Here is a 23035-nt window from a genome sequence, read left to right on the forward strand (position 1 = left end):
ATTGAAAAAAACGCCAGCAATTCCGCCGGCGTCATTTTTTTGCATATAGGTCAAGATACTCTAATCGCACCGAGTATTTCCTGTTCCAATTGATTGGTTCTCTCCATTTTTGTCGATTCTGACCATCCAAGATATCCAGCCATATAATCGATCACTGCATTTTTATGCGTTTGGACTAAATCAATATCGAATAACAAGGTCCCGGTCCTGCGGAAGAAAAAGTCCACTGGAGTTGCAGCCATTTCATGATCAAGTGCATATTTCAGCTGTACGAACAATTTCTGCGGAATGCCAGTGCTTATTCCTCCGTTTCGTTCGCTTTTGGCGATATTGAATAACACAGGTGCGTTAGACCCGTACATGGCCAATATATCCTCGGAGTCTTTAACAGCAATTCCTGAGTCTACCCCCATTTGAATATTTTGCTTGATATAATAGGAGAAGTTGCTTGATCCCCCGACATCCCCGCCCGAAATTGGCATTCCTTTAGTGCTGCTGGCTCGGTAAGTCTTATTGGACTGCTGGGAAAGCTTCCCTGCCACAAGGTCGACCGTCGTTTTTGCCATTTTGCGATAGCCGGTCAATTTTCCTCCAGCAATCGTGATAAGGCCCGAATCGGACTCCCAAATTTCATCTTTCCTTGATATTTCAGAAGGATCTTTTCCTTCTTCAAGAATCAACGGTCTCACTCCAGCCCAGCTTGATTCGATATCTTCATCCGAAATTTTCACTTCCGGAAACATATAATCTATCGCCTTTAATAAATAGGCACGGTCTTCGGATGTAACGGTTGGCACTGCAGGATCACCATCATAAAAAGTGTCCGTAGTCCCTACATAAGCCTTACCGGCTCTCGGGATGGCAAAAATCATCCGTCCATCTGGTGTATCAAAATAAAGCGCCTGCTTCAATGGGAATTTCGATTGGTCGATGACCACATGAACACCTTTTGATAACTTCAGCGTTTTCCCTTTTTTCGATTGGTCTTTTTCACGGATGGAATCAACCCATGGACCTGCTGCATTAATAACTTTGTCTGCGTATATTTCATAAACATCACCCGAAAGTAAATCAGCAACTTGGACGCCGTTCACCTTTCCATTTTCATATAACAATTTATCTACTTTTGTATAATTTATCGGTGTTGCACCTTTATCGACCGCTGCCTTCATGACTTCGATCGTTAGCCGTGCATCATCTGTTCGGTATTCAACATAATGGCCTCCGCCTTTAAGCCCTTCTTTCTTTACAAGGGGTTCCATTTTCAGTGTTTCACTAACCGATAGCATTTTCCTTCGTTCGCTTTTTTTAACGCCTGCCAGGAAATCATAGACTCGGAGTCCAATGGATGTACTGAATTTCCCAAAGGTGCCGCCTTTATGCATCGGGAGCAGCATTCTTTCTGGTGTAGTCACATGTGGCCCATTTTCATAAACAATCTCTCTCTCCTTTCCAACCTCAGCAACCATTTTTATTTCAAATTGCTTAAGATATCGCAAACCACCATGGACAAGCTTTGTTGAACGGCTTGATGTGCCTGCCGCAAAGTCCTGCATTTCAACCAATGCCACTTTCATTCCACGGGTCGTTGCATCCAGGGCAATCCCTGCACCGGTAATTCCCCCACCAATGACTACCACATCATATTGTTCTTTTTTCAGAAGTTCGATCGTTTCTTTCCGATATAAATTTGAAAACCTCATGCCTGAATCCTCCTTTAAGTAATGCCTTCCAATGTCAATTAGCCTGTATTACTCGTGAGTTCTGCACGTTTACTCGTGAATTCGCACTGCTTACTCGTGAGTTCGCGCTGTTTACTCGTGAGTTCTGCACGTTTACTCGTGAGTTCGCACTGTTTACTCGTGAATTCGCGCTGTTTACTCGTGAGTTCGCGCTGTTTACTCGTGAATTCGCGCTGTTTACTCGTGAGTTCTGCACGTTTACTCGTGAGTTCGCACTGTTTACTCGTGAGTTCGCACTGTTTACTCGTGAATTCGCGCTGTTTACTCGTGAATTCGCGCTGTTTACTCGTGAATTCCGCTGTTTACTCGTGAGTTCGCACTGTTTACTCGTGAATTCGCGCTGTTTACTCGTGAATTCGCGCTGTTTACCCTTATATTCAATTGGTTCATTTGTTCTCATAGTGTCCATATAGATATTAATATCCCTAATCTGCCTTTAAAAACAAAAAAGAGAGACCATAAATGCACATTATCGAATTCACGATAACGCATTCATGGTCTCTCCTGTTCTCCGGCCGAGTTATTAACTTGATTTTAGTATATCATACTCTAGCTTATATTAGAAAGACTTCGCTTTGTTTTTTATTTAAAAGCCATTGCTGCATGTACAGCTTTTTTCCAGCCTTCATATAATTTATCTCTATCTTGCACTTCCATGGATGGTTTAAAGGTTTTGTCCACCGCCCATTGCTGAGATATTTCTTCTTGGTCCTTCCAATACCCGACAGCAAGGCCCGCCAAATACGCCGCCCCGAGTGCCGTAGTTTCGTTTATTGTCGGCCTTTCGACTGGCACCTGTAATAAATCGCTTTGGAACTGCATTAAAAAGTCATTCTTGACTGCCCCGCCATCCACTCTCAATGTCTGCAGCTCGATTCCCGAATCCGCCTCCATTGCATCAAGGACATCCTTCGTTTGATACGCCAGTGATTCAAGTGTGGCACGAATGAAATGTTCTTTTGATGTCCCGCGCGTCAAACCAAAAATGGCTCCCCGTACTTCACTGTCCCAATATGGAGTCCCAAGCCCAACAAACGCCGGTACTACATATACTCCATCTGTACTTTCCACCCGCTTTGCGTAAGCTTCGCTGTCCTTGGCATCATTAAGCATCCGCAGACCATCACGCAGCCATTGGATTGCGGAGCCAGCTACGAATATACTGCCTTCCAATGCATATTCAACCTTCCCATTCAATCCCCAAGCAAGTGTCGTCAATAGTCCGTGTTCGGAACTGACAGCCTTGGCTCCCGTATTCATAAGCATGAAACAACCTGTTCCATACGTATTTTTTGCCATTCCTTCATTAAAACAAGCTTGGCCAAATAATGCCGCCTGTTGGTCACCGGCTGCTCCTGCGATTGGAATCGACTGGCCGAAGAAATGATATTCAATCGTATGGGCATACACTTCAGAAGAAGGTCTAACCTCTGGCAGCATCGACTTCGGCACAGTCAATATCTCCAGCAGTTCTTCATCCCATTTCAGTTCATGGATATTGTACATCAATGTCCGGGATGCATTGGAATAGTCCGTTACGTGAGCTTTGCCTCCTGAAAGCTTCCAGATCAGCCAAGAATCGATGGTACCGAATAACAGCTTGCCTTCCTCCGCCCTTTGTCGTGCCCCTTCCACATTATCGAGGATCCATTTCACTTTCGTTCCGGAAAAATAAGCATCTATCAACAATCCCGTTTTATCCCGGAATAGATCATTAAGTCCCTTCTCCTTCAAATCATCACAGATTTCACTTGTTTGCCTTGACTGCCATACAATCGCATTATAAACAGGGGTACCTGTTTCCTTATCCCAAACGACTGCCGTTTCACGCTGATTGGTGATCCCAATACCGGCAATTTGCTCTGGCTTTACACCTGATTCCGATAGTACACCGGCAATTACCGCTAAAATTGATCCCCAAATCTCATTGGCGTTATGCTCTACCCAGCCCGGCTTAGGGAAATGCTGCGTGAATTCCTTTTGGGACGAGTGGACGATCTCGCCTTTTTCGTTAAACAAAATCGCCCGTGAACTAGTTGTTCCTTGATCCAATGATAAGATATATTTTTCCATACTGTGTTTCCCCCCTTTTTTAATTTAACTAGCCATGTTGCTAATTTCTAACTCACTTGATTGCTTTTTTCCAAAAGTATATGCTAACACCAATATTATCAGACTTGCTCCTAAAACAGCCCAAAAGGCTGTCGTCAATTCACCTAAAAAGACCGCTTTATAGAAGACAGCTCCAAGTGCTCCACCGACAATCGGACCAACAACCGGAATCCAAGCATAGCCCCAATTTGATTTTCCCTTACCCGGTATTGGCAGCAGGAAGTGAGCAATACGAGGTCCAAGGTCACGGGCAGGGTTTATGGCATAGCCTGTCGTTCCTCCTAGCGACATCCCGATGACAACAATCAATAAACCGACAGCAAATGGGTTCAGACCTTCTGTAAACTCGCCGGCTCCAATAAACAATAAGCCAAGAACAAGGATGAACGTACCAATCATTTCACTTAATAGATTTGAAAAAGTATGTGGGATAGCCGGTGAGGTTGAAAACACACCAAGCTTTGTACCTGGATCCTCCGTAGCTTTCCAGTGAGGTAAATAATGCAGGAATACAAGAGTCGCACCTATAATTGCCCCTATCATTTGGGCCATGATGTACGCTGGCACATCAGTCCAAGGAAAATCTCCATTGATAGCTAATGCTACTGTAACAGCCGGGTTTAAATGTGCCCCGCTTATGGACCCCACTGCAAAAACACCCATGGTAACAGCCAATCCCCATGCAATCGTGATGACGATCCAGCCGGCATCTTTTGCATAAGAACCCTTTAAGGATGAACCAGCCCCAATACCTGCTCCGAATAAAACTAAAATCATCGTGCCTACCACTTCTCCCCAAAATGGAGTCATGAATAAAACCCCTCCCCTGATAAATTTTTAAACCATGCCAACAAATAAAAGGAGATCCACAGCAGAACTATCTTCATAAAATAAATTATGAATAGATCTGTTGTGAATCTCCTAGTCTCCGTCACATATATTAACTTATAATTTACAATATACTAGTTTGTGAAAACGCTGTCAATTATTTGGCGAGGAATTATTCTATTTTTCTGTAATTTTTTTCAACTTCCTCGTTCGACCCATTAAACGATATCCCATAATTCAGTTTTGGAAGTGGTGATTGACGACGCTCCAGCATCAAGGGCGTTCAGGACTTCATCCGAAGTACGTATGAGGCCGCCTGCAAAAATCGGTGTCTGCAATCGTTCCTTCACCTCTTTTATCATCCATGGCATAGCGCCTGGCAATACTTCGATATAGTCCGGCTTGGTTTTCTGCACCAGCTTATAACTTTTCTCCAGAGCATGTGAATCTATTAAAAAGATTCGCTGGATGGCAATGACCCCTTTTTGCTTCGCTTTCAAAATGACGTTTGATTTAGTCGATATCAACCCATATGGATTATATTCCTGGCAAATGAATTCTGTCGCATATTCATCACTTCTTATGCCATGGATCAAATCGACATGATAAATCATTTTTTTATTATGCTGCTTTGCCATCATACTTACATTTTTCAATTGTGATATATGCAAATCAAGAAACACACCAATTTCATAGGAACTTTCTAAAAATCTTTCGAAATCCTTCATGCTTGCCGAAGCAGGCAAAATCTTCTGGTCCATTATTTCCCCCCTTATCTCCTGGAAAACTATAAGTAATTTAGTATATTTTATAGAACTTGATTTATCAAACATATTTTGAGGTATGGCATTTCACCCTCCCCTTACACTAACATACCTGGCAACCCCTTTAAATATTGTGGCTAAAAACGATTCATCATATTGAAAGTTTCATTTTCAATGCACCTTCGACCAGCTCATACGATTTAATTGTGCCCACAGGGATTTTTCTCACGATGTTCCAAGCATTAACATTCATTTTGATCGTTCTATTTTCGAATTCAAAAAATGGCGGTTTGTTAAATATCCTTTGGTTAATGAAATTTCTGTCAATAGGCTCCATTTCCACTAATTCAAATGAAATCGTTCTTTTTTCCACGTGAACCGGTTTTAATGTAATCCGGAAAGCCACGTTTTTCTTAAACATCATTTTTTTCACTTCCGTCGTTCCGGAAAGCACTATATGCTTTGGTGTAATCTCGACTTTAATAACCTGATCATATGATTTCATCTTTATAATTCTCTCTATCATGGCTGCAGTTACCGTTATCGGTATGCCATTTTTGAATGGACTGAATGTACTCATCCTTGCATTCCCCTCCTGCCGCTCATATGAAACGTCGGTTATAGCATATGCCGGGTTCCCTGATGTAGTTAACCTTTCAGCCCATATTAATAATCGGTATATTCGAAATCTTCCATCTTCATTACTTGACCTTTATAAAAACTACCTGTATAGTCTTAATTAATTTAATAGACAACTCTTATCCAGAGAGGTGGAGGGACTGGCCCTTTGATGCCTCAGCAACAGACTGATCATGTACTGTGCTAATTCCAGAAGTGTAGAAACTTGAAGATAAGAAGAGTATATAGCTTTGCTGCCAACACCTCTTCTTATTTTTAAGAAGAGGTGTTTTATTTTTAGGCTCTTTTCGTAAAGATTGTTGTTTTTAAAACGAAACTATTTAAGGTTGATTGGAGCGGAAGTGCTAGACTCCTGCGGGAGCAGCGGGACAGGTGAGACCCCACAGGCGTTTACGCCGAGGAGGCTCACCGCCCGCCACGCGGAAAGCGAGCATCTGGAGGGGAAATCAACCACAACTCACTACCTGGTAAATAGCAACAAAGTATGTGAAAAGAGCCTATTTTTAAAAGGAAAGAAGGAATGCAACATGTCAATCACATTAACGAAGGCACCATTCAGGGCCGATCACGTCGGAAGTTTATTAAGACCAGAACGTTTACATATTGCCAGAAAGCAATTTAAGGAAGGTACCATTTCAGCAGAGCGGCTTCGTGAAGTTGAAACCGAAGAAATCAATCGGATTGTCGAAAAACAAATTGAAGTTGGATTGGAGGCCGTGACGGATGGTGAGTTCAGACGAACATGGTGGCACTTTGACTTCCTCGAACATTTAAATGGCATCGAGGGATATGTGACTGAAAAAGGTCTCACATTCGATGGTGTGGAAACAGAGAGATATAACGTTCGCAATACCGGGAAGGTTTCATTCAATCCTGAACATCCCTTCATTCGCGATTTCATTGAATTGAACAAAATCGTGAACGGACGCGCCGTTGCCAAGCAAACCATTCCCAGTCCGAATCAATTATTTGCTGTAGGCATTCATAATAAAGACATCTACCCTGATATTGAAGACTATGCTAATGATATCATCAAAGCGTATCAGCATGCTTTGAAGGCTTTTTATGAAGCAGGTGTACGTTATCTTCAATTGGATGATGTATATATTGCCAGACTTTCAGCTCCGGATTTCCAGTTCAAAGATGGAAAATATACGAGGGAACAGTTAATCGATCTTGCACTTCGCGTAATTAATGGCGCATTGGAAGGCAAACCAGAAGACCTTGTCGTCACTACACACCTATGTCGTGGGAACTATCAGTCGACTTGGGCGTTTGAAGGAAGCTATGCCCGTATCGCCCCAACTTTATTGGCAAAAGAAACAGTGGATGGATTTTTCTTGGAATATGATGATCAACGCTCAGGAGATTTCAAGCCATTGGAATACATTCCAAATGGCGGTGCACGGGTCGTACTGGGTGTCGTCACTTCAAAAAATGGAGAAATCGAAGACAAGGAAGCTGTTAAGGCACGCATTGAAGAAGCCTCGCACTTCGTTCCTCTCGAACAATTATGCTTAAGTCCGCAATGCGGCTTCGCCTCCACCCATCACGGCAACAAGCTGACCGAAGAACAGCAATGGGAAAAGCTGAAATTCGTCGTTGATGTAGCAAAAGAAGTATGGAAATGATTTTTTAGCGGAGACTTTAATTCTGATTTACAGGATTTGTACAACCTAATCGGCCCGCACTGATACGGGAGCCGATTAGGTTCTTGCAATAATACATTTCCATTCCTTTAATGACTCTTTAGATAACGGTATCAAGTTTTGCTATTTATAAAACTAACGATGAATGATAAAACCATTTGACATATCGATAATTCTCGATATAATGAAATGTATGAAAACAATCGAGATATTTAAAGCATTATCCAATGAATCCAGGTTGCAAATCTTACAATGGCTCAAGGCGCCTGAACTCCACTTCACCCCTCATGAGGGAATAGACATGAAGGAAACCGGCGTTTGCGTAAGTCAGATTACGGAAAAATTAAACATGACCCAGTCCACGGCCTCTCAATACCTCTCGATGCTTCTTAGAGCAGGATTGATTAAAACGGAGCGGATAGGAAAGTTTACGTATTACAAACGAGATGAAGAGGCGATCTCAAAAATTACTGATTTCTTGAAAGAAGAAGTATGAAAATGAGCCTGATCCGTACCTTAGAGGGTTGGGTTCATTTTTCTCTCTAACATTTCGATATTTCGCGATATGTTTATTTTTTTATTCATACATATTAACATATTGCGATATGTCTTTATATAAAATTAATAATCCTTAATGAGGAGTGAATTTATTTTGCTTAATACATGGAAAATTTACATGTTAGCGATTATCAGTTTTTTAGTAGGAACATCCGAATTCATCATATCCGGAATTTTGGATAAGATTGCGGATTCTCTTGGAGTGACCCTTGCTGCCGCAGGACAGCTCATTACAATTTTCTCCCTTGTCTACGCAATCGGTACACCCATTCTCATGGCTTTGACAGCAAGTTTAGACAGACGAAGATTAATGTTGTATTCCCTTGGACTATTCGTAGTGGCCAATCTGCTTGCCTTTCTATTACCAGGCTTTGGACCTTTTCTATTTGCACGCATAATCATGGCACTTGGTGCAGGATTGGTTGTAGTCACCGCACTGAATATTGCCGCTAAGCTTGCTCCGCCAGATAAACAAGCAAGTTCTATTGCGACAGTTGTCATGGGGTTTACAGCTTCCCTTATCATTGGCGTACCTCTTGGAAGAATCATGACAGATGCATTCGGGTGGAAATCCGTCTTTGGCGGAATCGCCCTATTCGGCCTGATTGCCATGATCGTTTTATTCTTTACCATTCCTCCTACCAAAGGGGATAAACCAGTACCACTTCTCCAGCAGCTGGCCCTTCTTAAAAAAAGGAAAGTTGCCCTTGGATTATCGATAACCTTCTTCTGGCTTGGCGGATACTCGATAGCTTATACCTATCTATCCCCTTACCTGCTATCCGTATCAGGGATAAGTGACTCTCTACTTAGCACGGCCTTGCTTATATTCGGTATCGCAAGCTTGATCGGATCAAAGTTTGGCGGTTATAGTACGGATCGATGGGGTGTATCATTTACACTAATTGGCGGTATGGCGCTGCATATTATGATGATCATCATGTTATCCATCGTTACGAATTCATTGATGGGCGTTTTGATAATCCTTACATTATGGTCGTTCGCAGCATGGTCATCAGGGCCGACACAGCAATATCATTTAGCGACCCTTGAACCTGAATCATCAGGAGTCATGCTCGGTCTGAATCAGTCGATGATGCAATTGGCCATGGCGGCAGGTGCTGGAATTGGCGGTGTTGCTGTAGAACAAGTATCCCTTGCTTCCATAACCTGGATCGATGCAACAGGGGTTGTCATTGCCATAGTCATAGTTCTGGTCCTTTCAAGTTCATCGTCAAGCAGTAAAATAGCACAATCCATAAAATCCTAGACCGTTATATAAACATTCATCATAAGGCTAGATTTTAGCCTTATGATAAATCCTAAAGCTGAAAGCAAACAAAAAAGGAACGGTCACTAGCACGTCCCCTTTTTACTTGCAGCTATCATCATCATCCATTTTCTTCACAAATATATCATCCGTCACCCTATCTTCCAGCTTGTTCCTCAAGGCCAATTCCGCAGCCTTCCCATCACTAGGCGACCCGTCCGCGAAATACATCGGAAACAAGGAGAAAAACATAATATAGAAAGAAAAATAGATGAATTGATACCAGATCACCGAGCTGTCCAGGATATTCTGATACACTAAGCTATATATGATCAGCATGCTGACTAAATTAAAGATAGCCCCCCCTAAATATATCAGCGTATTCGTCAATCGATTATCATGTTTTAATCCCTTGAACTCGCAAGTCCCATTCCAAAAATAATATTTCCTCACCTCTATGTTCCGAAAGGCGAAAAGTTTATTACCACAACCGATCAAGATCTTCTTTTCTGATCCCCCAAAGATCGTAACAAAGAAAATATGCCCGCTCAAATGTATCAGCGTAACGATTGGCATGATCAAAAAAAAGGAAAATAGAAATTTAATGATATCAGAGAGACCAAACATGTTTAAGCAACCCTCCTTACCAGGATGCTACTCTGATACCCTGCCCACATTAGTTATAACTAGTAAAATTTCACAGCAGGTATGTGTGGATTTCCATAATGATAAGAGAACAATTTCTTCATCCACCAACTTAAATTTGACTGTTTCCAATCCGATCGGACTCCTACTTAATTCGTCCTATCTCCGTTTAATTCGTTCTATCTCCTATTTTTCGGCCTTTAATATGAGCCTATTGATAAACAAATAAAAGCCGGACAATTAAATTGTCCGGCTGATTTTACTTTACGCTTGTTCATTCATATTTTTTGTCAAAGTCAAATTCTACTTCATCAAGTTTAACGAATTTAGTTTTTCTTACCAGTTTATAGCCAAGCCAAAGGCCAAGGAAAAGCGGGATTCCCAGGTATGCAGCTATAACACTGCCCCAATCAATCTGGTCTGAGAAAAATGCTTGGATATTTTGGGACAGGATGACGATCATGCCAATTAAAATGGCGAAGATTGGCCCTATCGGGAACCATAATGCCTTATATGGAAGCTTCTCCAAAGAATTGCCTTGAGCGATGAATGCTTTGCGGAAACGGTAATGGCTGATGGAAATGCCGAGCCAAAAGATAAATCCTGTTATTCCAATCGCATTCATTAACCAAATATACACTTTACCATCACCGAATACGGAAGCTAAAAAGGCTAGCATTCCGATTGAGCACGTCAAAATCATTCCTGCAACCGGTACGCCGCGTTTATTAAGTTTTGCAAAAATGCGCGGTGCTTGTCCATCTTTTGCCATTGAATATAACATACGCGTAGATGCATATAGACTAGAGTTACCTGCTGATAATACCGCTGTTAAAATGACGGCATTCATAAGCGAAGCTGCAAAGGCCACACCAGCCTTTTCAAATATGAGCGTGAACGGGCTTACCATGACGTTATCCCCTTGTAAACTTGAATTTGTATAAGGGATAAGCAGTCCTATCACAAAGATTGCCAATACGTAAAAGAGCAGGATTCTCCAGAAGACACTTTTAATGGCCTTTGGTATATTCCGTGCAGGATCTTCACTTTCACCGGCAGCCACGCCGACAATTTCGGTACCCTGAAAAGAAAAGCCAGCCGCTATGAATACGATGAAGACACCCATGAACCCACCCGGGAAAGGAGCGTCGTCGACTGTGAAGTTTTTAAAACCTACTGCTTCGCCACCCATGATGCCGACAATCATTAGTATTCCAACGATTATAAAAATAACGATGGCTGTTACTTTTATGAAGGAAAACCAGTATTCCCCTTCACCGTATCCTTTAACAGATAAGTAGTTTAATAGGAAAATGAGCACCAAGAATGATGAACTCCACAATAACGATGGACTATTCGGAAACCAAAATTTCATGATCATTGTTGAGGCTGACAATTCAGCCGCTATGGTCATCGACCAATTGAACCAGTACGTCCATCCCAAGGCAAACCCAAATGCCGGATCGACGAATTTCGTTCCATAGGTACTGAATGAACCGCTTGTCGGCATAAAGGCGGCCAGTTCCCCTAAGCTGGTCATCACGAAGTACACCATTGCCCCAACTAAGGCATAAGCAAGTAATGCGCCACCTGGTCCAGCTGTATGGATAGCTGCCCCGCTGCTAAGAAACAGTCCGGTGCCAATCGCCCCTCCAATGGAAATCATCGTTAAATGACGAGATTTTAAACCGCGCTTTAATCCCTGTTCTTCTTGCTTTGGAGGATGCTGCAAGATGTCGTTTTCTTGTTTTGGTATCATAAATTTTCATCCCTTTCTATATAAGCGCTTTCATTTATGGGGAAATCCATTTAATAAATTTTCCTATTTCATCGACCTTCAAATAGAGCTAATTTACAATCGAATATTCCTTTTCTGATATATATGCAAGTTCTATGCCAGAATTAAAAAACCGCAATATTCAACAAATTATCAAAAAAAACGACTTAAATAGACAAAATATTTTGCACTTTACGCCACGGTTTTTTGCACTTTATGCCACGGTTTTTTGCACTTATAAAAAAGCAGGATTTTTAACGGGGAAAATATTAAGATCCTTTTACATAATTGAAATATTACTGTAAGAATATTCAGAAATAATAAATCTACCAAAAACCATTTTTCTCCATTTTATAACTTTAAATGTCATATTTTTTGCGAGTTTTCTCCAATTGATAATAATATGAAAGGATGCAAAAATGAGGTATTCTCATGAGGGAGTTGAGTGTTTATGAAAGGTAAGGTATTTGTAGGAACTGCACTATCCATCGGTCTATTATTTTCTGCTATTCCCCATCAAGAAGCTTTAGCGGCAAAAAATGTGTTAAGTGTTGAAAAGTACAATAAGCATAGGGATTCGCTAGAATACAAGTCTGGGAAGCTTACGGAACCCTCAAAGCAAACGGCAGAAGATATCATTCTTACCTTTTTTGATGAGAACAAAAAGTCTTACAAGCTAGAAAAGCAAAAGGCGAAGGACTCCTTCACGATCGAGAAAGAAAGCAAGGATGAACTGGGCAATACTGTCCTTAAATTGCAACAAACCTATAAAGGCGTACCAGTATGGAATTCCACACAAGCCGTATTGATTGACGCTAAAGGTGTATTGACCGTCGTGTCCGGTACGGTTGAAGCCAATCTAAACACGAAATTAGGGAAAAAGGCTAAAAAAGGCATCAGTGAATCTGAAGCTATCAAAATAGCGGAAGCGGATCTGGGGTTCACACCTGCCTACGAGCAATCACCTGAATCTGAGCTATATGTATACGCAAATGAAGGCAAGGCCGATTATGTATATAAAGTCAATTTGAAATTCTTAAGTCCGGAACCTGGAAATCATAATTATTTCATTTCAGTCAAAACGGGTAAAATCCTGAATAAATACAATACACTAGATGAAGTGACGGGAACCAATTCCGTCGGAACGGGCACTGGCGTCTTAAACAACACCGTATCGTTGAACACTACCTTATCCAACGGTCAATACTATTTACAAGACAATACACGCGGCAAAGGCATTTTCACCTATAATGCCAATAACCGTTCAAAATTGCCTGGTACACTCTTTTCCAACACAACAAATGCTTTTACTACTTCTACCGATAAAGCTGCGGTGGATGCCCATTTTTATGCAGGTAACACCTATGATTATTACAAATCCACATTTGGACGGAATTCTTATGATGGAAATGGAACCATCCTGAAATCAACCGTTCATTATGGCTCGAGATACAATAATGCTTTCTGGGATGGCACCCAAATGGTTTACGGTGATGGAGATGGCACGACGTTCATCCCATTGTCCGGCGGGCTCGATGTCGTTGCGCATGAATTGACGCATGCCGTCACTTCCTCGGAATCGAACCTTACCTATCAATATGAATCCGGTGCTTTGAATGAAGCGATATCTGATATTTTTGGCACGGTCGTAGAATTTAAGAATCAAAGTGCCAAAGCGGATTATTTGATCGGAGAAGATATTTACACACCTAACATTTCCGGTGATGCACTCCGCTCGATGGCTAATCCAACATTGAATGGGGACCCTGACCATTATTCGAACCGTTATACAGGAACGGGTGATAATGGCGGAGTCCACACGAACAGCGGAATCATTAATAAGGCAGCTTATTTAATCTCTGCAGGCGGAACCCACCATGGCGTGAGTGTATCCGGAATCGGCATCGATAAACTGGGAACCATCTTTTATCGGGCAAACACAACATATTTAACTTCGTCGTCTACTTTTTCACAAGCCAGAGCGGCCGTCATACAAGCGGCCTCTGATTTATACGGTTCTAGCAGTGCAGAAGTCACAGCTGTCAAAAATGCCTTTACAGCTGTCGGTGTGATTTAAGGGATTTACCTATATGACCGACACCTCCCTAGCTTCACTTCTAGCGGAGGTGTTTTTTGTATGTATATATATTTTCCGGCCGAATGATCACTTTTTTCGGCCTTCATATGAATTATTCCGTCACTCGGAACCTATGATAAAAGGTAGGGCCTCAATAAATTCCCAAAATGAGTGTGAAAATGATTATTTCCGTAAAATAGTTGCTTTTCTCCTTATTAACTGTCAAGCTTAGATGATCTGGACTATATTGAATAGAACAAGTAGGTGACGAACATGATTGAAGTTAAAACTTCCACACTCAGTGATGGTGAGTTCAATAGAGGCGTATTCGCAACACAAGACATTAAAAAAGGTGAGCTTTTGCATGAAGCACCTGTCATTGCTTACCCAAACGAGGAGCATGTTTTCATAGAGAAAACATTGCTTGCTGATTATGCATTTGAATATGGAATTAACCATACTGCCATGCTTTTAGGCTATGGCATGCTGTTTAATCACTCTTATACACCAAATGCTACGTACGACATCAACTTTAAGAATCATACATTTGATTTCTTTGCTTACACTGACATAAAGGCAGGAGAAGAAATCCTGATTAATTATAATGGTGAAGTCGATAATGAGGATCCGCTTTGGTTCAATAAAGAAGATAATGGTGAAGATGAAGCTGAATGATCATTGATCATTCATGAAAGCACTTGTACTTTTGACAGGCCTGTCCAAGGTCTTCGGAAGAAACGAGTGCTTTTCATTTTCCTTTCACCGGGTTCTAATTAATGGAGGTCTTCTTTAAAGTCAGGTAACACGCCATTAAACCGTTATTTTTTTTAACCAGTCGGATCGGGGGAAGAATGGAAAAGTGAAGATATTTGGTCAAAAAGGGAGCAATGAAAAAAAGCCCCATCAAATTGCATGATTGAGCAACCTGATGGAGTTTTTCATCTTAATGAGCGGATGGGTCACTTGATTTTGATTTAGTAAATGATTGGAGTTGGCTCTTAACCTTATCAATGGTTTCTGGTGTGGCTAGCGATTTTATTTGACTCATGGTTTTTTCACGAGTTTTCTTATTGCGCATTAAAAATGCTGCAGCTCCTATCAGGACGGTTCCAATCATTTTGTTTGATGGCATGTGAATTTCCTCCTTCAAGTTAGTTATAGTTAGTATTCCCTCTATCAACTGATTTAAACTAAAGCATCCTGTTGTGTGCGGTTTCCCTTTTATTTATCCAAATTCAGACTTTCAATATACTTTATGCTTTCAGGGCTTTTCACCACTTTTTCAGCTTGATCCGGGTCTGCCTTCGTTTGCTTCATAGTGTAGAATTTATATGTCAACACTCTTTTCACTGACTCGTTAATTCTATCTATTGGAACTTCTCCTGCTTTTACAGCTTCGAGTAATCCGTTATATACCTCAATTTCATGGGAGTATTCATGACAGACAAGTAATAAATCAGCTCCTGCAAGGATTGCTTGCTTCCCCATCTCTTCATAAGAGAAATACTTGTTCACAGCTCCCATTTCCAAATCGTCCGTGACCACAAGCCCTTCATACTTAAGTTTCCCTCGAAGCAGGTCTTCTATGATGACTTTAGAAAGGCTTGCAGGCTTTTCTTTATCATAGGCTGGATATTTAATGTGGGTCACCATCACGAAAAACTTTTGGTTATCCATTTCACTTATGATTTGCTTGAAAGGATAAATATCCGAGTTTTCTAGATCAAGTTGGTTTGTTTCCACTGACGATGTTTCGACATGCGGATCAATTTCGCTGCGTCCGTTTCCTGGAAAGTGCTTCAATGCACCAGTTATGGATACATCATTCAAGCCTTGAATGGCTTTCTTTCCGTATTGATAGACCTTTTCCGGATCTTTTCCAAATGAACGCTCATCCGTTTTCGATAGATCAAGAACAGGGGCGAAATTTATGTTAATCCCCATTGAACCAAGTTCTTTCCCATTCAATTTTGCCACCTTGTACATGTCTTCGGCAGATGCATTTTTCCCAAGATCCTTTTGCGCCGGGAGTGGCGATACCCGTTCCCTCATCCGGATTGTGTCCCCGCCTTCCTGATCGACGGCCACCATGAGCGGAAGCGGATGTAAGCTTTGATCAGCTGTTTGCTGCAGCGAATTGGATAACTTAGCCACTTGTTCAGGCGATTTCATATTGCGGTCAAAATAAATGACGCCCCCTATATGTTTTTGTTCGATAAGCTCCGTAATTTCACTGTTTTTTTCAGTTCCGTTGAAACCGACGATCATAAGCTGTCCGATTTTCTCTTCAAGCGTCATTTTTTCGAGCATTTTTTCTATTTTCTCATGGTTATCCGTGTTGGCATCGAAGTCTTTCCCTTTACCCTCTTTAGAATTCGCATCCATATTCAACTGAATGAACAACACTGTAAAAAAAGAGAGGATTGCGATAAAGGCCAGACCCAAATATATATTTTTTTTCTTCATGCTTTGCCTTTCCTTTGGGGGCCTTGCATTTCAAAAGCGTTTCTTTTCTTCATTGATTCTTCCTCTTCAAATAGTACTTCATCATTCATACTGCCTGCCCGTCCTTCCTTAACTGCGTATTTATTTATCCCACACCTGACAACATGATTTCGTAGAACACTCTCTTAATCATGTTCATAAACGGACAATTCTATAGCATCATTGAGTATTTTTTGCATAAAGCATTTGCCACGTACCATACTACATACATACCCTATTTCAAAGGAGATGCCCCATGGATGGAATCTTGAAGAATCTTGCCGAAACCTTCAGTCATGCAGTCGATTATGCAAAAGAAAAAATAACAACAATTACAGGAACAACTTCTGTTACAATAGTGGAATTGAGTGAGCACATCATCAATCAGCCTGAAACAAAACTAATCAGGAAAGACCTTTTAGGTATACCCTTTTCTTTTTATCATTTACAAAAAGAAGGTGTTACGTACTATGTGGAAATGAAAAGCTCACAAATTCTCCAGTTGGATGTTCTAGCGCATGACCATACCATTGTGTCGTACAGGTCTTATCGAGATAAATCCAACTTACCGACGGCGATTAGATTTCCTAAAACCCTTTTATCCAGATGACTCTGATTTATACTGCGATAATAAATAATAAAAAAGCTGATATCCCCTTACATAAGGGGTTATCAGCTTTTTTATTATGGTTCCAACTGCTATAGCGAGAAAAAACGGTCCCTTTCCCTCGAAATCCATTTCTCAGCATCTTCTTCGTCCTTTTTAACTAAGCGGTTAACGAGGATATCATGCCAAATGTAATTTTCGAGAAAATTAATATGAATGGGATCATCTGTGTAAAACGCCGTTTCTCTCATTTCCGAAGAAGGGCCGTAAATCGTCTCCTTGCCATCAATGGATAGGATGAACCATTTGTTCTCTCCTATATTGTCCACATAGCTGGTTTTACGATGTATATCTAAACCTGATAATGGGTGTTCAACCTGAAATACAATCCCCTTGAGAGTGCAATGTGCAACTACCCCCTTAAGCTCTTGTTCAAGTTTCCCATACATCTTGTCCCATAAGGAAACTACCACCCTTCTCTCCGCTTTTTGAATCAAAGTACGGCAAAAGGATAGGATATGCGCTTCACCCTTAAGCGTCATTACACGATTATCGGTCATGGGCTCGATTTTCTCGAATTGCTTTAGTGTATGGCTGATGGATTGATAGGTATTGTTCCATTTCGATTGGACGGATTCCAAAAACACATCGACTGGTAATGGTGAATATTGTATCGATTCATTGATTTCCTCTTTTAATACGACTCCTTCTTCTTGAAGTCCATTTAATATTTCATAGATACGCGCCCTGGGAATTCCAGATTCCTTGCTTACTTGATAGGCACTGGTTGGACCTTGGCGAACTAAAGAAACATAAGCCTTTGCTTCATATTGACTAAACCCGAGAGACTGCAGTTTTTGAATGATATCTTGCATAGTACCTCCTAGTGCATTAAGTAAGTTATATGCCTATCATACCAAATCTCCTATCGAAATCTATTCGATTTCAAAAGGTATGGGAACATAACTCATCATATTCTTATTTACAGAAAGATTTTAATTAGTTACTATCTAAATAGTGACTAATTAAAATACTTTGGGTTATGGCTGCCGCAAAAGCAAGCATTTCGGCCATAATGCCCTTGATACGGAGGCTTCTTGGATGGAAGATATACAAATTTCAACACTCTTGCTGCTGATGTTTTTTGGCTTTTTGGCAGCATTCATTGATTCTGTGGTCGGCGGTGGTGGCCTGATTTCCATACCCGCTTTATTATTTTCTGGACTTTCACCAACAGCTGCGATTGCAACGAATAAGTTAGCAAGTTCCATGGGGGCTTTAACAAGTACAATTGCCTTCATTCGTTCAGGTAAGGTTGATTTTCGGTTCGTGGCCAAACTTTTCCCATTTATTTTTATAGGATCGTTACTGGGTGCCTGGGTCGTCAATTTCGTCTCACCCGAATTATTAAAACCACTGATCTTAGTTCTTTTACTAGTTATAGCCATTTATACCTTTTTAAAAAAGGACTGGGGACAAGAATCGACTTACAAGAGGCTCACATGGCAAAAGGCAGCACTATTTGCGTTCGCTATATTTGCCATTGGTTTTTATGATGGATTTTTAGGGGCTGGAACGGGATCTTTCATTTTGTTTGCCTTCTTAATGATTGGCTTTGATTTCTTGCATTCTGCAGGAAACGCAAAATTTCTAAACTTCGGAAGTAATCTGGCAGCACTGATCATGTTCATATTTCTTGATACCGTCAACTTTTCCTATGGAATACCGATGGGGATCTCCATGATAGCAGGAGCATTGGCAGGTTCTAAATTCGCCATTAAGAAGGGAGTGGCATATGTAAGAGTATTATTCATCATCGTTACCGTCATCCTGATCATGAAAAATATAATTGATTACTTAATGGGCGGCTAATTAAAAAATTCCGGCTACATCGAAAAATAGAATACAGCACCTTATTCCCTCCACAGAATGTGACATATAGGAATTATTTGGGTATATGATAGGTATAGAATGTGTGGAAAGGTGTGATTTGGATGATTGAAAAGTGGAATGGCGAAGATATGGCCGATGTATCAGGGCAAACCATTGTGATTACTGGTGCAAATAGTGGACTTGGCTTCGAAACGGCTTTTGCCCTGGCCGGTAAGGGGGCAGAGATCATTCTTGCCGTCCGGAATGCTTCTAAGGGTGAAAAGGCGGTCGATAGAATCCTCTCGGTGCATCCTAAAGCGAATGTACGCGTGATGCAGCTGGATTTAAGTGATTTAAGCAGCATTCGGCATTTTGCTGATTCCTTTAAGGAAAACTATGATTCACTCTCCGTCCTTATCAATAACGCAGGTGTGATGATTCCGCCATACAGCAAAACGAAGGATGGTTTCGAGCTGCAATTCGGCAGCAACCATCTCGGTCATTTTGCTTTGACAGGCCTCCTTCTTCCGCGTATCCTTTCTACACCAAAATCGCGGGTCGTCACATTGAGCAGCTTGGCCGCCATCAATGGATTCATAGACTTCGGAAATCTAAATGGTGAAAACGGTTATAAACCGATGAAATACTATGGGCAAAGCAAGCTGGCCAATCTTCTCTTTGCCCGCGAATTACAGAACAAATTCAACCAGCATGAAGCAAACCCGATTAGTGTTGCCTGTCATCCGGGCCTTTCCCATACTAATCTCATGTCACGCGGATCTGGCAAACCCATGAATAGGTTCGTCCACTTTCTTTCCAAAACCTTCACCCAGCCGGCAAATATGGGAGCGCTCCCCACTCTTTATGCCGCAACGGAACCAACCTTGACAGGCGGGGAGTATATCGGACCCGATGGAAAGAAAAGCAGAAAAGGCTTTCCTAGAAAAGATACTATCATCGATACCTTGTATAATGAAGAAACTTCGAAAAGATTATGGGATATTTCAGAAACCATGTCAGGGGTCAAATATTGTTTCAGTGAAAGCATTACGCCAAAATGACTCAATATTTTAAAGGGTCCCCTCTTTTCGTATATGTGTATCTCTCACAAAAATGCTCCTCCCCTAATTTACATTTGCAAAGGGTCAGGAATTAGGACAGACAAGAAACAGACGGTATGGGGAAATTATAAAGGTTCCACAGGTGGTTCTATTGTAAAGATGTAAAAAGGAGTGGGGAGCATGAACAAAAGTGGTTGCTGGGATCTTTGTGTTGGAACAATGGGTATGTGTCATTCTTCAACCATGCTCCTGCAAAAGAAGTAAAACCGACAATCAAAGCCGAGGTTCTAGACAGCGATAAAGGGCCCCTGAAAAGGGTACTTTCTATATTTGCTTTGCTCTAATGAAAAAATTTCTTCAAATAGGCTTACTTTCATTAGTTACTATACAAAATGGGCTTATAGTTTAAGTCTGCTGCCCTTTATATAATCGAGTAGGAGGAGGCGCCTAGCCTCCGACCTCTCACACCACCGTACGTACCGTTCGGTATACGGCGGTTCAGTTTAAGTCTGACGTAGTTTTGTATATCGTTCATATAGATTTACTAACCCATGATGGAGCCAATAAACATTATTAAGGGTTTTGTCTAGAATAGGACTATGCGCTATGCGCCAATAACCCTTTCTGCTATTTCCCCATTCATATGCTTTTCCAAATGGGACGCCTAATCCTTTGAGTTTCCTCACCCTCGTTCTTGGTAATTTCCATTGCTTCCATAGGCACATTCTGAGTCTTCTTCGAATCCATGAATCTAAATTCTTCAATACGTTCGGAGTATCAATGAGGGCGAAATACCCCATCCAACCTCTAAGGTATTGCTTTAACTTATTTATTCGGAGTTCCATGGGTATCGGTAATTTTCTCGAGGTCATTTCCCTGATTCGTTTCTTTACCCTCTTCACCGTTTGTTTAGCCAGTAGAACCTTCGGGTTCTTCTTTGACTTCGTGAAACTAAAACCGAGAAACGTTCTGTTCCAAGGGCGATCATACTTCGACTTCTCGTAGTTGACCTTTAGCTTCAGTTTATTTTCAATGAAGCTTGAGATATTTCCCATTGCACGTTTGGCGGCTTTTCGTGTCTTCACAAAGATAGTACTGTCATCCGCATACCTTACGAATCGAAGATTGCGTTTCTCTAGTTCTTTATCTAAATCGTCTAACATGATATTAGATAATAAAGGACTTAACGGACCTCCTTGCGGAGTTCCCTCCTCACTTTTATGAAAAAGTCCGCCTATCATAATGCCTGCTTGAAGGAATTTACGAATCAGTTTAAGAACTCGTTTATCTTCAATTTTCCGCTCTAACATTCCCATGAGCTTGTCATGATTCACTTTATCGAAGAACTTCTCCAAATCCATATCCACTACCCATGTATAACCTTCGGTTATATAGGACTTTGCCTTTCGAACCGCCTGGTGCCCTTGTTTGTTAGGGCGAAATCCATAGCTATTCTCCGAAAAGGTTGAGTCATATATCTTGGTCAATATTTGGGCAATGGCTTGTTGAATGAAACGGTCTAGAACGGTTGGAATACCCAAAAGCCGAACTCCGCCGTTTGGTTTCGGGATTTCGATACGACGGACGGGCTTCGGTTGATAGGTACCCTGTAAAAGGGCAGTTTTCATGTTGTACCATTCGGTTACGAGGTGCGGTCTCAGGTTTTGGACCCGCATTCCATCTACACCATGGCTTCCCTTATTTCTTTCTACACGCTTCAATGCCTGTATTAAGTTTTCCCTCTCTAGTATCTGTTCCATTAACATCGTTGATATCCTTTCTACGTGGATAAATGGTCTATTTGTGCCTTTATCTGCTCCACCCTTTTGAAGTTCCCCGTGTATTCACCACTTCTTCCTTCAAATAAGTTCCGTTAGGAATTGTTTGCTTCTTCACAGATAACGAACGCCTAGTATTCATCCTTCTTAATCTGTTCGGTCCTTCCTTGTCTTCTCGAGTAGACAAGTACTATGACCTCTGCTGACTTCTGATGATTCAGCTGTCCATCACTGGAAAGGTTACCAAGTGTACTTGGCTGTCATCAGACCTCCCCGGGTAAGAGTGCAATCTTTCCCTCCATCTATCTGCTTCATTTACTCTGTACCACCTTCGGCAGTAAGGACTTTGTTTTGTTTCGCAAACTCATCCAATGATACCTAGCCTTATATGAAGTTCGTGTTCCTCAGACCGGAGGTTTGCCGCTTGCTTCCTTCAGATTCCACGTCACCGTGGACACCCTTGCATTAAGCTAACCACTACTACTGCCTTCATGATTCGGGACTTCCACCCTATAGATTGCACCCATGCCGGGCGCACGAAAAAAGAAAGAGGGAGCATATGCCCCCTCTTACTTCCATTATTCAGCGTCAAAAACTTCGACTTTTTCCATTTTGTCGCCATTTTTCATAGCTTTGGCTGTTTCAAGTCCAGATGTCACTTTACCGAATACTGTGTGAACACCGTTAAGATGCGGTTGTGGCGCGTGCACGATAAAGAATTGGCTTGAGCCAGTATCTTTTCCAGCGTGTGCCATGGATAGGCTGCCTGCCTCATGTTTGTGAGGGTTTCCTACTGTTTCACATTTGATTTGCTTGCCGCTTCCGCCTGCACCTGTACCTGTAGGATCTCCGCCTTGGCTTACGAAACCAGGGATTACTCGGTGAAAGACTACACCATTATAAAATCCTGTGTTTGCTAAGTTTTCGAAGTTAGCCACTGTGTTCGGTGCTTCGTTCGGGAAAAGTTCGAATTCGATCTTTTCTCCATTTGTCATAAGTATGTATCCTTTTTTAGCCATGTAAAACATCTCCTTTAATATGAACTGAATCAAATCTAATAGTAACATTTTTAGAAGTAGAAAGAAAAGGAAGCGCTACTTATTTCGAATTGCATCATTATACTTTTTGACGTTTTTTCTTTTATAATGGGGTAGATTCAGTATAAAAGGGGG

Annotated in this window: 21 protein-coding genes and 1 riboswitch; of the genes, 9 read left to right on the forward strand and 12 right to left on the reverse strand. The window is 41.4% G+C overall.

From position 1 onward, the window contains the following. Positions 1-50: 50 nt before the first annotated feature. Positions 51-1703 carry a glycerol-3-phosphate dehydrogenase/oxidase gene (locus UP17_RS22440; RefSeq protein ID WP_061465358.1) on the reverse strand — a complete coding sequence of 551 codons (1653 nt, stop codon included), beginning with the start codon at positions 1701-1703 and terminating at the stop codon, positions 51-53. On the opposite strand from UP17_RS22440, the gene UP17_RS28015 reads away from it, so the two are divergent. Further along, positions 1691-2155 (forward strand): hypothetical protein, encoded by a 465-nt coding sequence (locus UP17_RS28015; RefSeq protein ID WP_155727460.1) that lies wholly within the window; start codon positions 1691-1693, stop codon positions 2153-2155. The genes UP17_RS22440 and UP17_RS28015 overlap by 13 nt on opposite strands. A gap of 169 nt (positions 2156-2324) precedes the next feature. On the opposite strand, the gene glpK is transcribed toward UP17_RS28015, so the two are convergent. From glpK to UP17_RS22460, 4 genes are all read right to left on the reverse strand, one after another. After that, positions 2325-3815 (reverse strand): glycerol kinase GlpK, encoded by a 1491-nt coding sequence (glpK, locus tag UP17_RS22445; RefSeq protein ID WP_061465359.1) that lies wholly within the window; start codon positions 3813-3815, stop codon positions 2325-2327. Positions 3816-3839: 24 nt separating this feature from the next. Further along, positions 3840-4664, reverse strand: a complete 825-nt coding sequence (locus UP17_RS22450; RefSeq protein ID WP_061465360.1) for an MIP/aquaporin family protein — start codon at positions 4662-4664, stop codon at positions 3840-3842. A 236-nt stretch (positions 4665-4900) separates the two neighbouring features. Then, complete coding sequence (locus UP17_RS22455; RefSeq protein ID WP_061465361.1) at positions 4901-5443, reverse strand: glycerol-3-phosphate responsive antiterminator; 543 nt, start codon at positions 5441-5443, stop codon at positions 4901-4903. 154 nt (positions 5444-5597) lie between these two features. Beyond that, positions 5598-6026: a hypothetical protein gene (locus UP17_RS22460; RefSeq protein WP_061465362.1), complete on the reverse strand. Its 429-nt coding sequence runs from the start codon at positions 6024-6026 to the stop codon at positions 5598-5600. Positions 6027-6201: 175 nt separating this feature from the next. Then, positions 6202-6303, forward strand: a riboswitch (SAM riboswitch). 309 nt (positions 6304-6612) lie between these two features. Here UP17_RS22460 and UP17_RS22465 point away from each other — a divergent pair. The 3 genes from UP17_RS22465 (at position 6613) to UP17_RS22475 (ending at position 9562) form a co-directional block, all read left to right on the forward strand. Beyond that, the gene (locus UP17_RS22465; RefSeq protein WP_061465363.1) at positions 6613-7716 is read left to right on the forward strand and encodes a 5-methyltetrahydropteroyltriglutamate--homocysteine S-methyltransferase; all 1104 of its coding nucleotides are present in this window, start codon (positions 6613-6615) and stop codon (positions 7714-7716) included. 211 nt (positions 7717-7927) lie between these two features. Continuing rightward, complete coding sequence (locus UP17_RS22470) at positions 7928-8230, forward strand: ArsR/SmtB family transcription factor (protein ID WP_061466270.1); 303 nt, start codon at positions 7928-7930, stop codon at positions 8228-8230. A 156-nt stretch (positions 8231-8386) separates the two neighbouring features. After that, positions 8387-9562 (forward strand): MFS transporter, encoded by a 1176-nt coding sequence (locus UP17_RS22475; protein WP_061465364.1) that lies wholly within the window; start codon positions 8387-8389, stop codon positions 9560-9562. Positions 9563-9664: 102 nt separating this feature from the next. Here the strand turns inward: UP17_RS22475 and UP17_RS22480 are convergent, their stop codons facing one another. Both UP17_RS22480 and UP17_RS22485 read right to left on the reverse strand, forming a co-directional pair. Continuing rightward, positions 9665-10189, reverse strand: coding sequence for a hypothetical protein (locus UP17_RS22480; RefSeq protein ID WP_061465365.1), 525 nt, complete (start codon positions 10187-10189; stop codon positions 9665-9667). A gap of 292 nt (positions 10190-10481) precedes the next feature. Beyond that, positions 10482-11966 carry an amino acid permease gene (locus UP17_RS22485; protein ID WP_061465366.1) on the reverse strand — a complete coding sequence of 495 codons (1485 nt, stop codon included), beginning with the start codon at positions 11964-11966 and terminating at the stop codon, positions 10482-10484. A gap of 469 nt (positions 11967-12435) precedes the next feature. Between UP17_RS22485 and UP17_RS22490 the strand changes: the two genes are divergently transcribed. Together UP17_RS22490 and UP17_RS22495 are read left to right on the forward strand one after the other, a co-directional pair. After that, positions 12436-14061: a M4 family metallopeptidase gene (locus UP17_RS22490; protein WP_061465367.1), complete on the forward strand. Its 1626-nt coding sequence runs from the start codon at positions 12436-12438 to the stop codon at positions 14059-14061. Positions 14062-14334: 273 nt separating this feature from the next. Next, positions 14335-14736, forward strand: a complete 402-nt coding sequence (locus tag UP17_RS22495) for an SET domain-containing protein (protein ID WP_056523115.1) — start codon at positions 14335-14337, stop codon at positions 14734-14736. Positions 14737-15004: 268 nt separating this feature from the next. Here UP17_RS22495 and UP17_RS22500 read toward each other — a convergent pair whose 3' ends face one another. Both UP17_RS22500 and nagZ read right to left on the reverse strand, forming a co-directional pair. Further along, positions 15005-15193 (reverse strand): hypothetical protein, encoded by a 189-nt coding sequence (locus tag UP17_RS22500; protein ID WP_061465368.1) that lies wholly within the window; start codon positions 15191-15193, stop codon positions 15005-15007. An 89-nt stretch (positions 15194-15282) separates the two neighbouring features. Beyond that, positions 15283-16527, reverse strand: a complete 1245-nt coding sequence (gene nagZ, locus UP17_RS22505) for a beta-N-acetylhexosaminidase (protein ID WP_081108938.1) — start codon at positions 16525-16527, stop codon at positions 15283-15285. A gap of 274 nt (positions 16528-16801) precedes the next feature. On the opposite strand from nagZ, the gene UP17_RS22510 reads away from it, so the two are divergent. Then, positions 16802-17155 carry a hypothetical protein gene (locus UP17_RS22510; protein ID WP_061465369.1) on the forward strand — a complete coding sequence of 118 codons (354 nt, stop codon included), beginning with the start codon at positions 16802-16804 and terminating at the stop codon, positions 17153-17155. Positions 17156-17244: 89 nt separating this feature from the next. Here the strand turns inward: UP17_RS22510 and UP17_RS22515 are convergent, their stop codons facing one another. Continuing rightward, positions 17245-18027 (reverse strand): TrmB family transcriptional regulator, encoded by a 783-nt coding sequence (locus tag UP17_RS22515; protein ID WP_061465370.1) that lies wholly within the window; start codon positions 18025-18027, stop codon positions 17245-17247. 226 nt (positions 18028-18253) lie between these two features. On the opposite strand from UP17_RS22515, the gene UP17_RS22520 reads away from it, so the two are divergent. Both UP17_RS22520 and UP17_RS22525 read left to right on the forward strand, forming a co-directional pair. Then, positions 18254-19024: a sulfite exporter TauE/SafE family protein gene (locus tag UP17_RS22520; RefSeq protein ID WP_061465371.1), complete on the forward strand. Its 771-nt coding sequence runs from the start codon at positions 18254-18256 to the stop codon at positions 19022-19024. 122 nt (positions 19025-19146) lie between these two features. Next, entirely contained in the window at positions 19147-20085 is a 939-nt protein-coding gene (locus UP17_RS22525; RefSeq protein WP_061465372.1) for an oxidoreductase, read from the forward strand. A gap of 503 nt (positions 20086-20588) precedes the next feature. On the opposite strand, the gene ltrA is transcribed toward UP17_RS22525, so the two are convergent. Together ltrA and UP17_RS22535 are read right to left on the reverse strand one after the other, a co-directional pair. Next, positions 20589-21851, reverse strand: a complete 1263-nt coding sequence (ltrA, locus tag UP17_RS22530) for a group II intron reverse transcriptase/maturase (protein WP_061461592.1) — start codon at positions 21849-21851, stop codon at positions 20589-20591. A gap of 590 nt (positions 21852-22441) precedes the next feature. Further along, complete coding sequence (locus UP17_RS22535) at positions 22442-22882, reverse strand: peptidylprolyl isomerase (protein ID WP_061465373.1); 441 nt, start codon at positions 22880-22882, stop codon at positions 22442-22444. Positions 22883-23035 lie beyond the last annotated feature (153 nt).

The sequence above is a fragment of the Peribacillus simplex genome (genome assembly GCF_001578185.1).
GTDB lineage: Bacteria > Bacillota > Bacilli > Bacillales > DSM-1321 > Peribacillus > Peribacillus simplex_A.

What these genes read in the sequence shown, in the direction of transcription:
- UP17_RS22440 (WP_061465358.1), bottom strand. Translation starts at nt 1,703, where the DNA reads ATGAGGTTTTCAAATTTATATCGGAAAGAAACGATCGAACTTCTGAAA.
- glpK (WP_061465359.1), bottom strand. Translation starts at nt 3,815, where the DNA reads ATGGAAAAATATATCTTATCATTGGATCAAGGAACAACTAGTTCACGG.
- UP17_RS22450 (WP_061465360.1), bottom strand. Translation starts at nt 4,664, where the DNA reads ATGACTCCATTTTGGGGAGAAGTGGTAGGCACGATGATTTTAGTTTTA.
- UP17_RS22455 (WP_061465361.1), bottom strand. Translation starts at nt 5,443, where the DNA reads ATGGACCAGAAGATTTTGCCTGCTTCGGCAAGCATGAAGGATTTCGAA.
- UP17_RS22460 (WP_061465362.1), bottom strand. Translation starts at nt 6,026, where the DNA reads ATGAGTACATTCAGTCCATTCAAAAATGGCATACCGATAACGGTAACT.
- UP17_RS22465 (WP_061465363.1), top strand. Translation starts at nt 6,613, where the DNA reads ATGTCAATCACATTAACGAAGGCACCATTCAGGGCCGATCACGTCGGA.
- UP17_RS22470 (WP_061466270.1), top strand. Translation starts at nt 7,928, where the DNA reads ATGAAAACAATCGAGATATTTAAAGCATTATCCAATGAATCCAGGTTG.
- UP17_RS22480 (WP_061465365.1), bottom strand. Translation starts at nt 10,189, where the DNA reads ATGTTTGGTCTCTCTGATATCATTAAATTTCTATTTTCCTTTTTTTTG.
- UP17_RS22485 (WP_061465366.1), bottom strand. Translation starts at nt 11,966, where the DNA reads ATGATACCAAAACAAGAAAACGACATCTTGCAGCATCCTCCAAAGCAA.
- UP17_RS22490 (WP_061465367.1), top strand. Translation starts at nt 12,436, where the DNA reads ATGAAAGGTAAGGTATTTGTAGGAACTGCACTATCCATCGGTCTATTA.
- UP17_RS22495 (WP_056523115.1), top strand. Translation starts at nt 14,335, where the DNA reads ATGATTGAAGTTAAAACTTCCACACTCAGTGATGGTGAGTTCAATAGA.
- UP17_RS22500 (WP_061465368.1), bottom strand. Translation starts at nt 15,193, where the DNA reads ATGCCATCAAACAAAATGATTGGAACCGTCCTGATAGGAGCTGCAGCA.
- nagZ (WP_081108938.1), bottom strand. Translation starts at nt 16,527, where the DNA reads ATGAAGAAAAAAAATATATATTTGGGTCTGGCCTTTATCGCAATCCTC.
- UP17_RS22510 (WP_061465369.1), top strand. Translation starts at nt 16,802, where the DNA reads ATGGATGGAATCTTGAAGAATCTTGCCGAAACCTTCAGTCATGCAGTC.
- UP17_RS22515 (WP_061465370.1), bottom strand. Translation starts at nt 18,027, where the DNA reads ATGCAAGATATCATTCAAAAACTGCAGTCTCTCGGGTTTAGTCAATAT.
- UP17_RS22520 (WP_061465371.1), top strand. Translation starts at nt 18,254, where the DNA reads ATGGAAGATATACAAATTTCAACACTCTTGCTGCTGATGTTTTTTGGC.
- UP17_RS22525 (WP_061465372.1), top strand. Translation starts at nt 19,147, where the DNA reads ATGATTGAAAAGTGGAATGGCGAAGATATGGCCGATGTATCAGGGCAA.
- ltrA (WP_061461592.1), bottom strand. Translation starts at nt 21,851, where the DNA reads ATGTTAATGGAACAGATACTAGAGAGGGAAAACTTAATACAGGCATTG.
- UP17_RS22535 (WP_061465373.1), bottom strand. Translation starts at nt 22,882, where the DNA reads ATGGCTAAAAAAGGATACATACTTATGACAAATGGAGAAAAGATCGAA.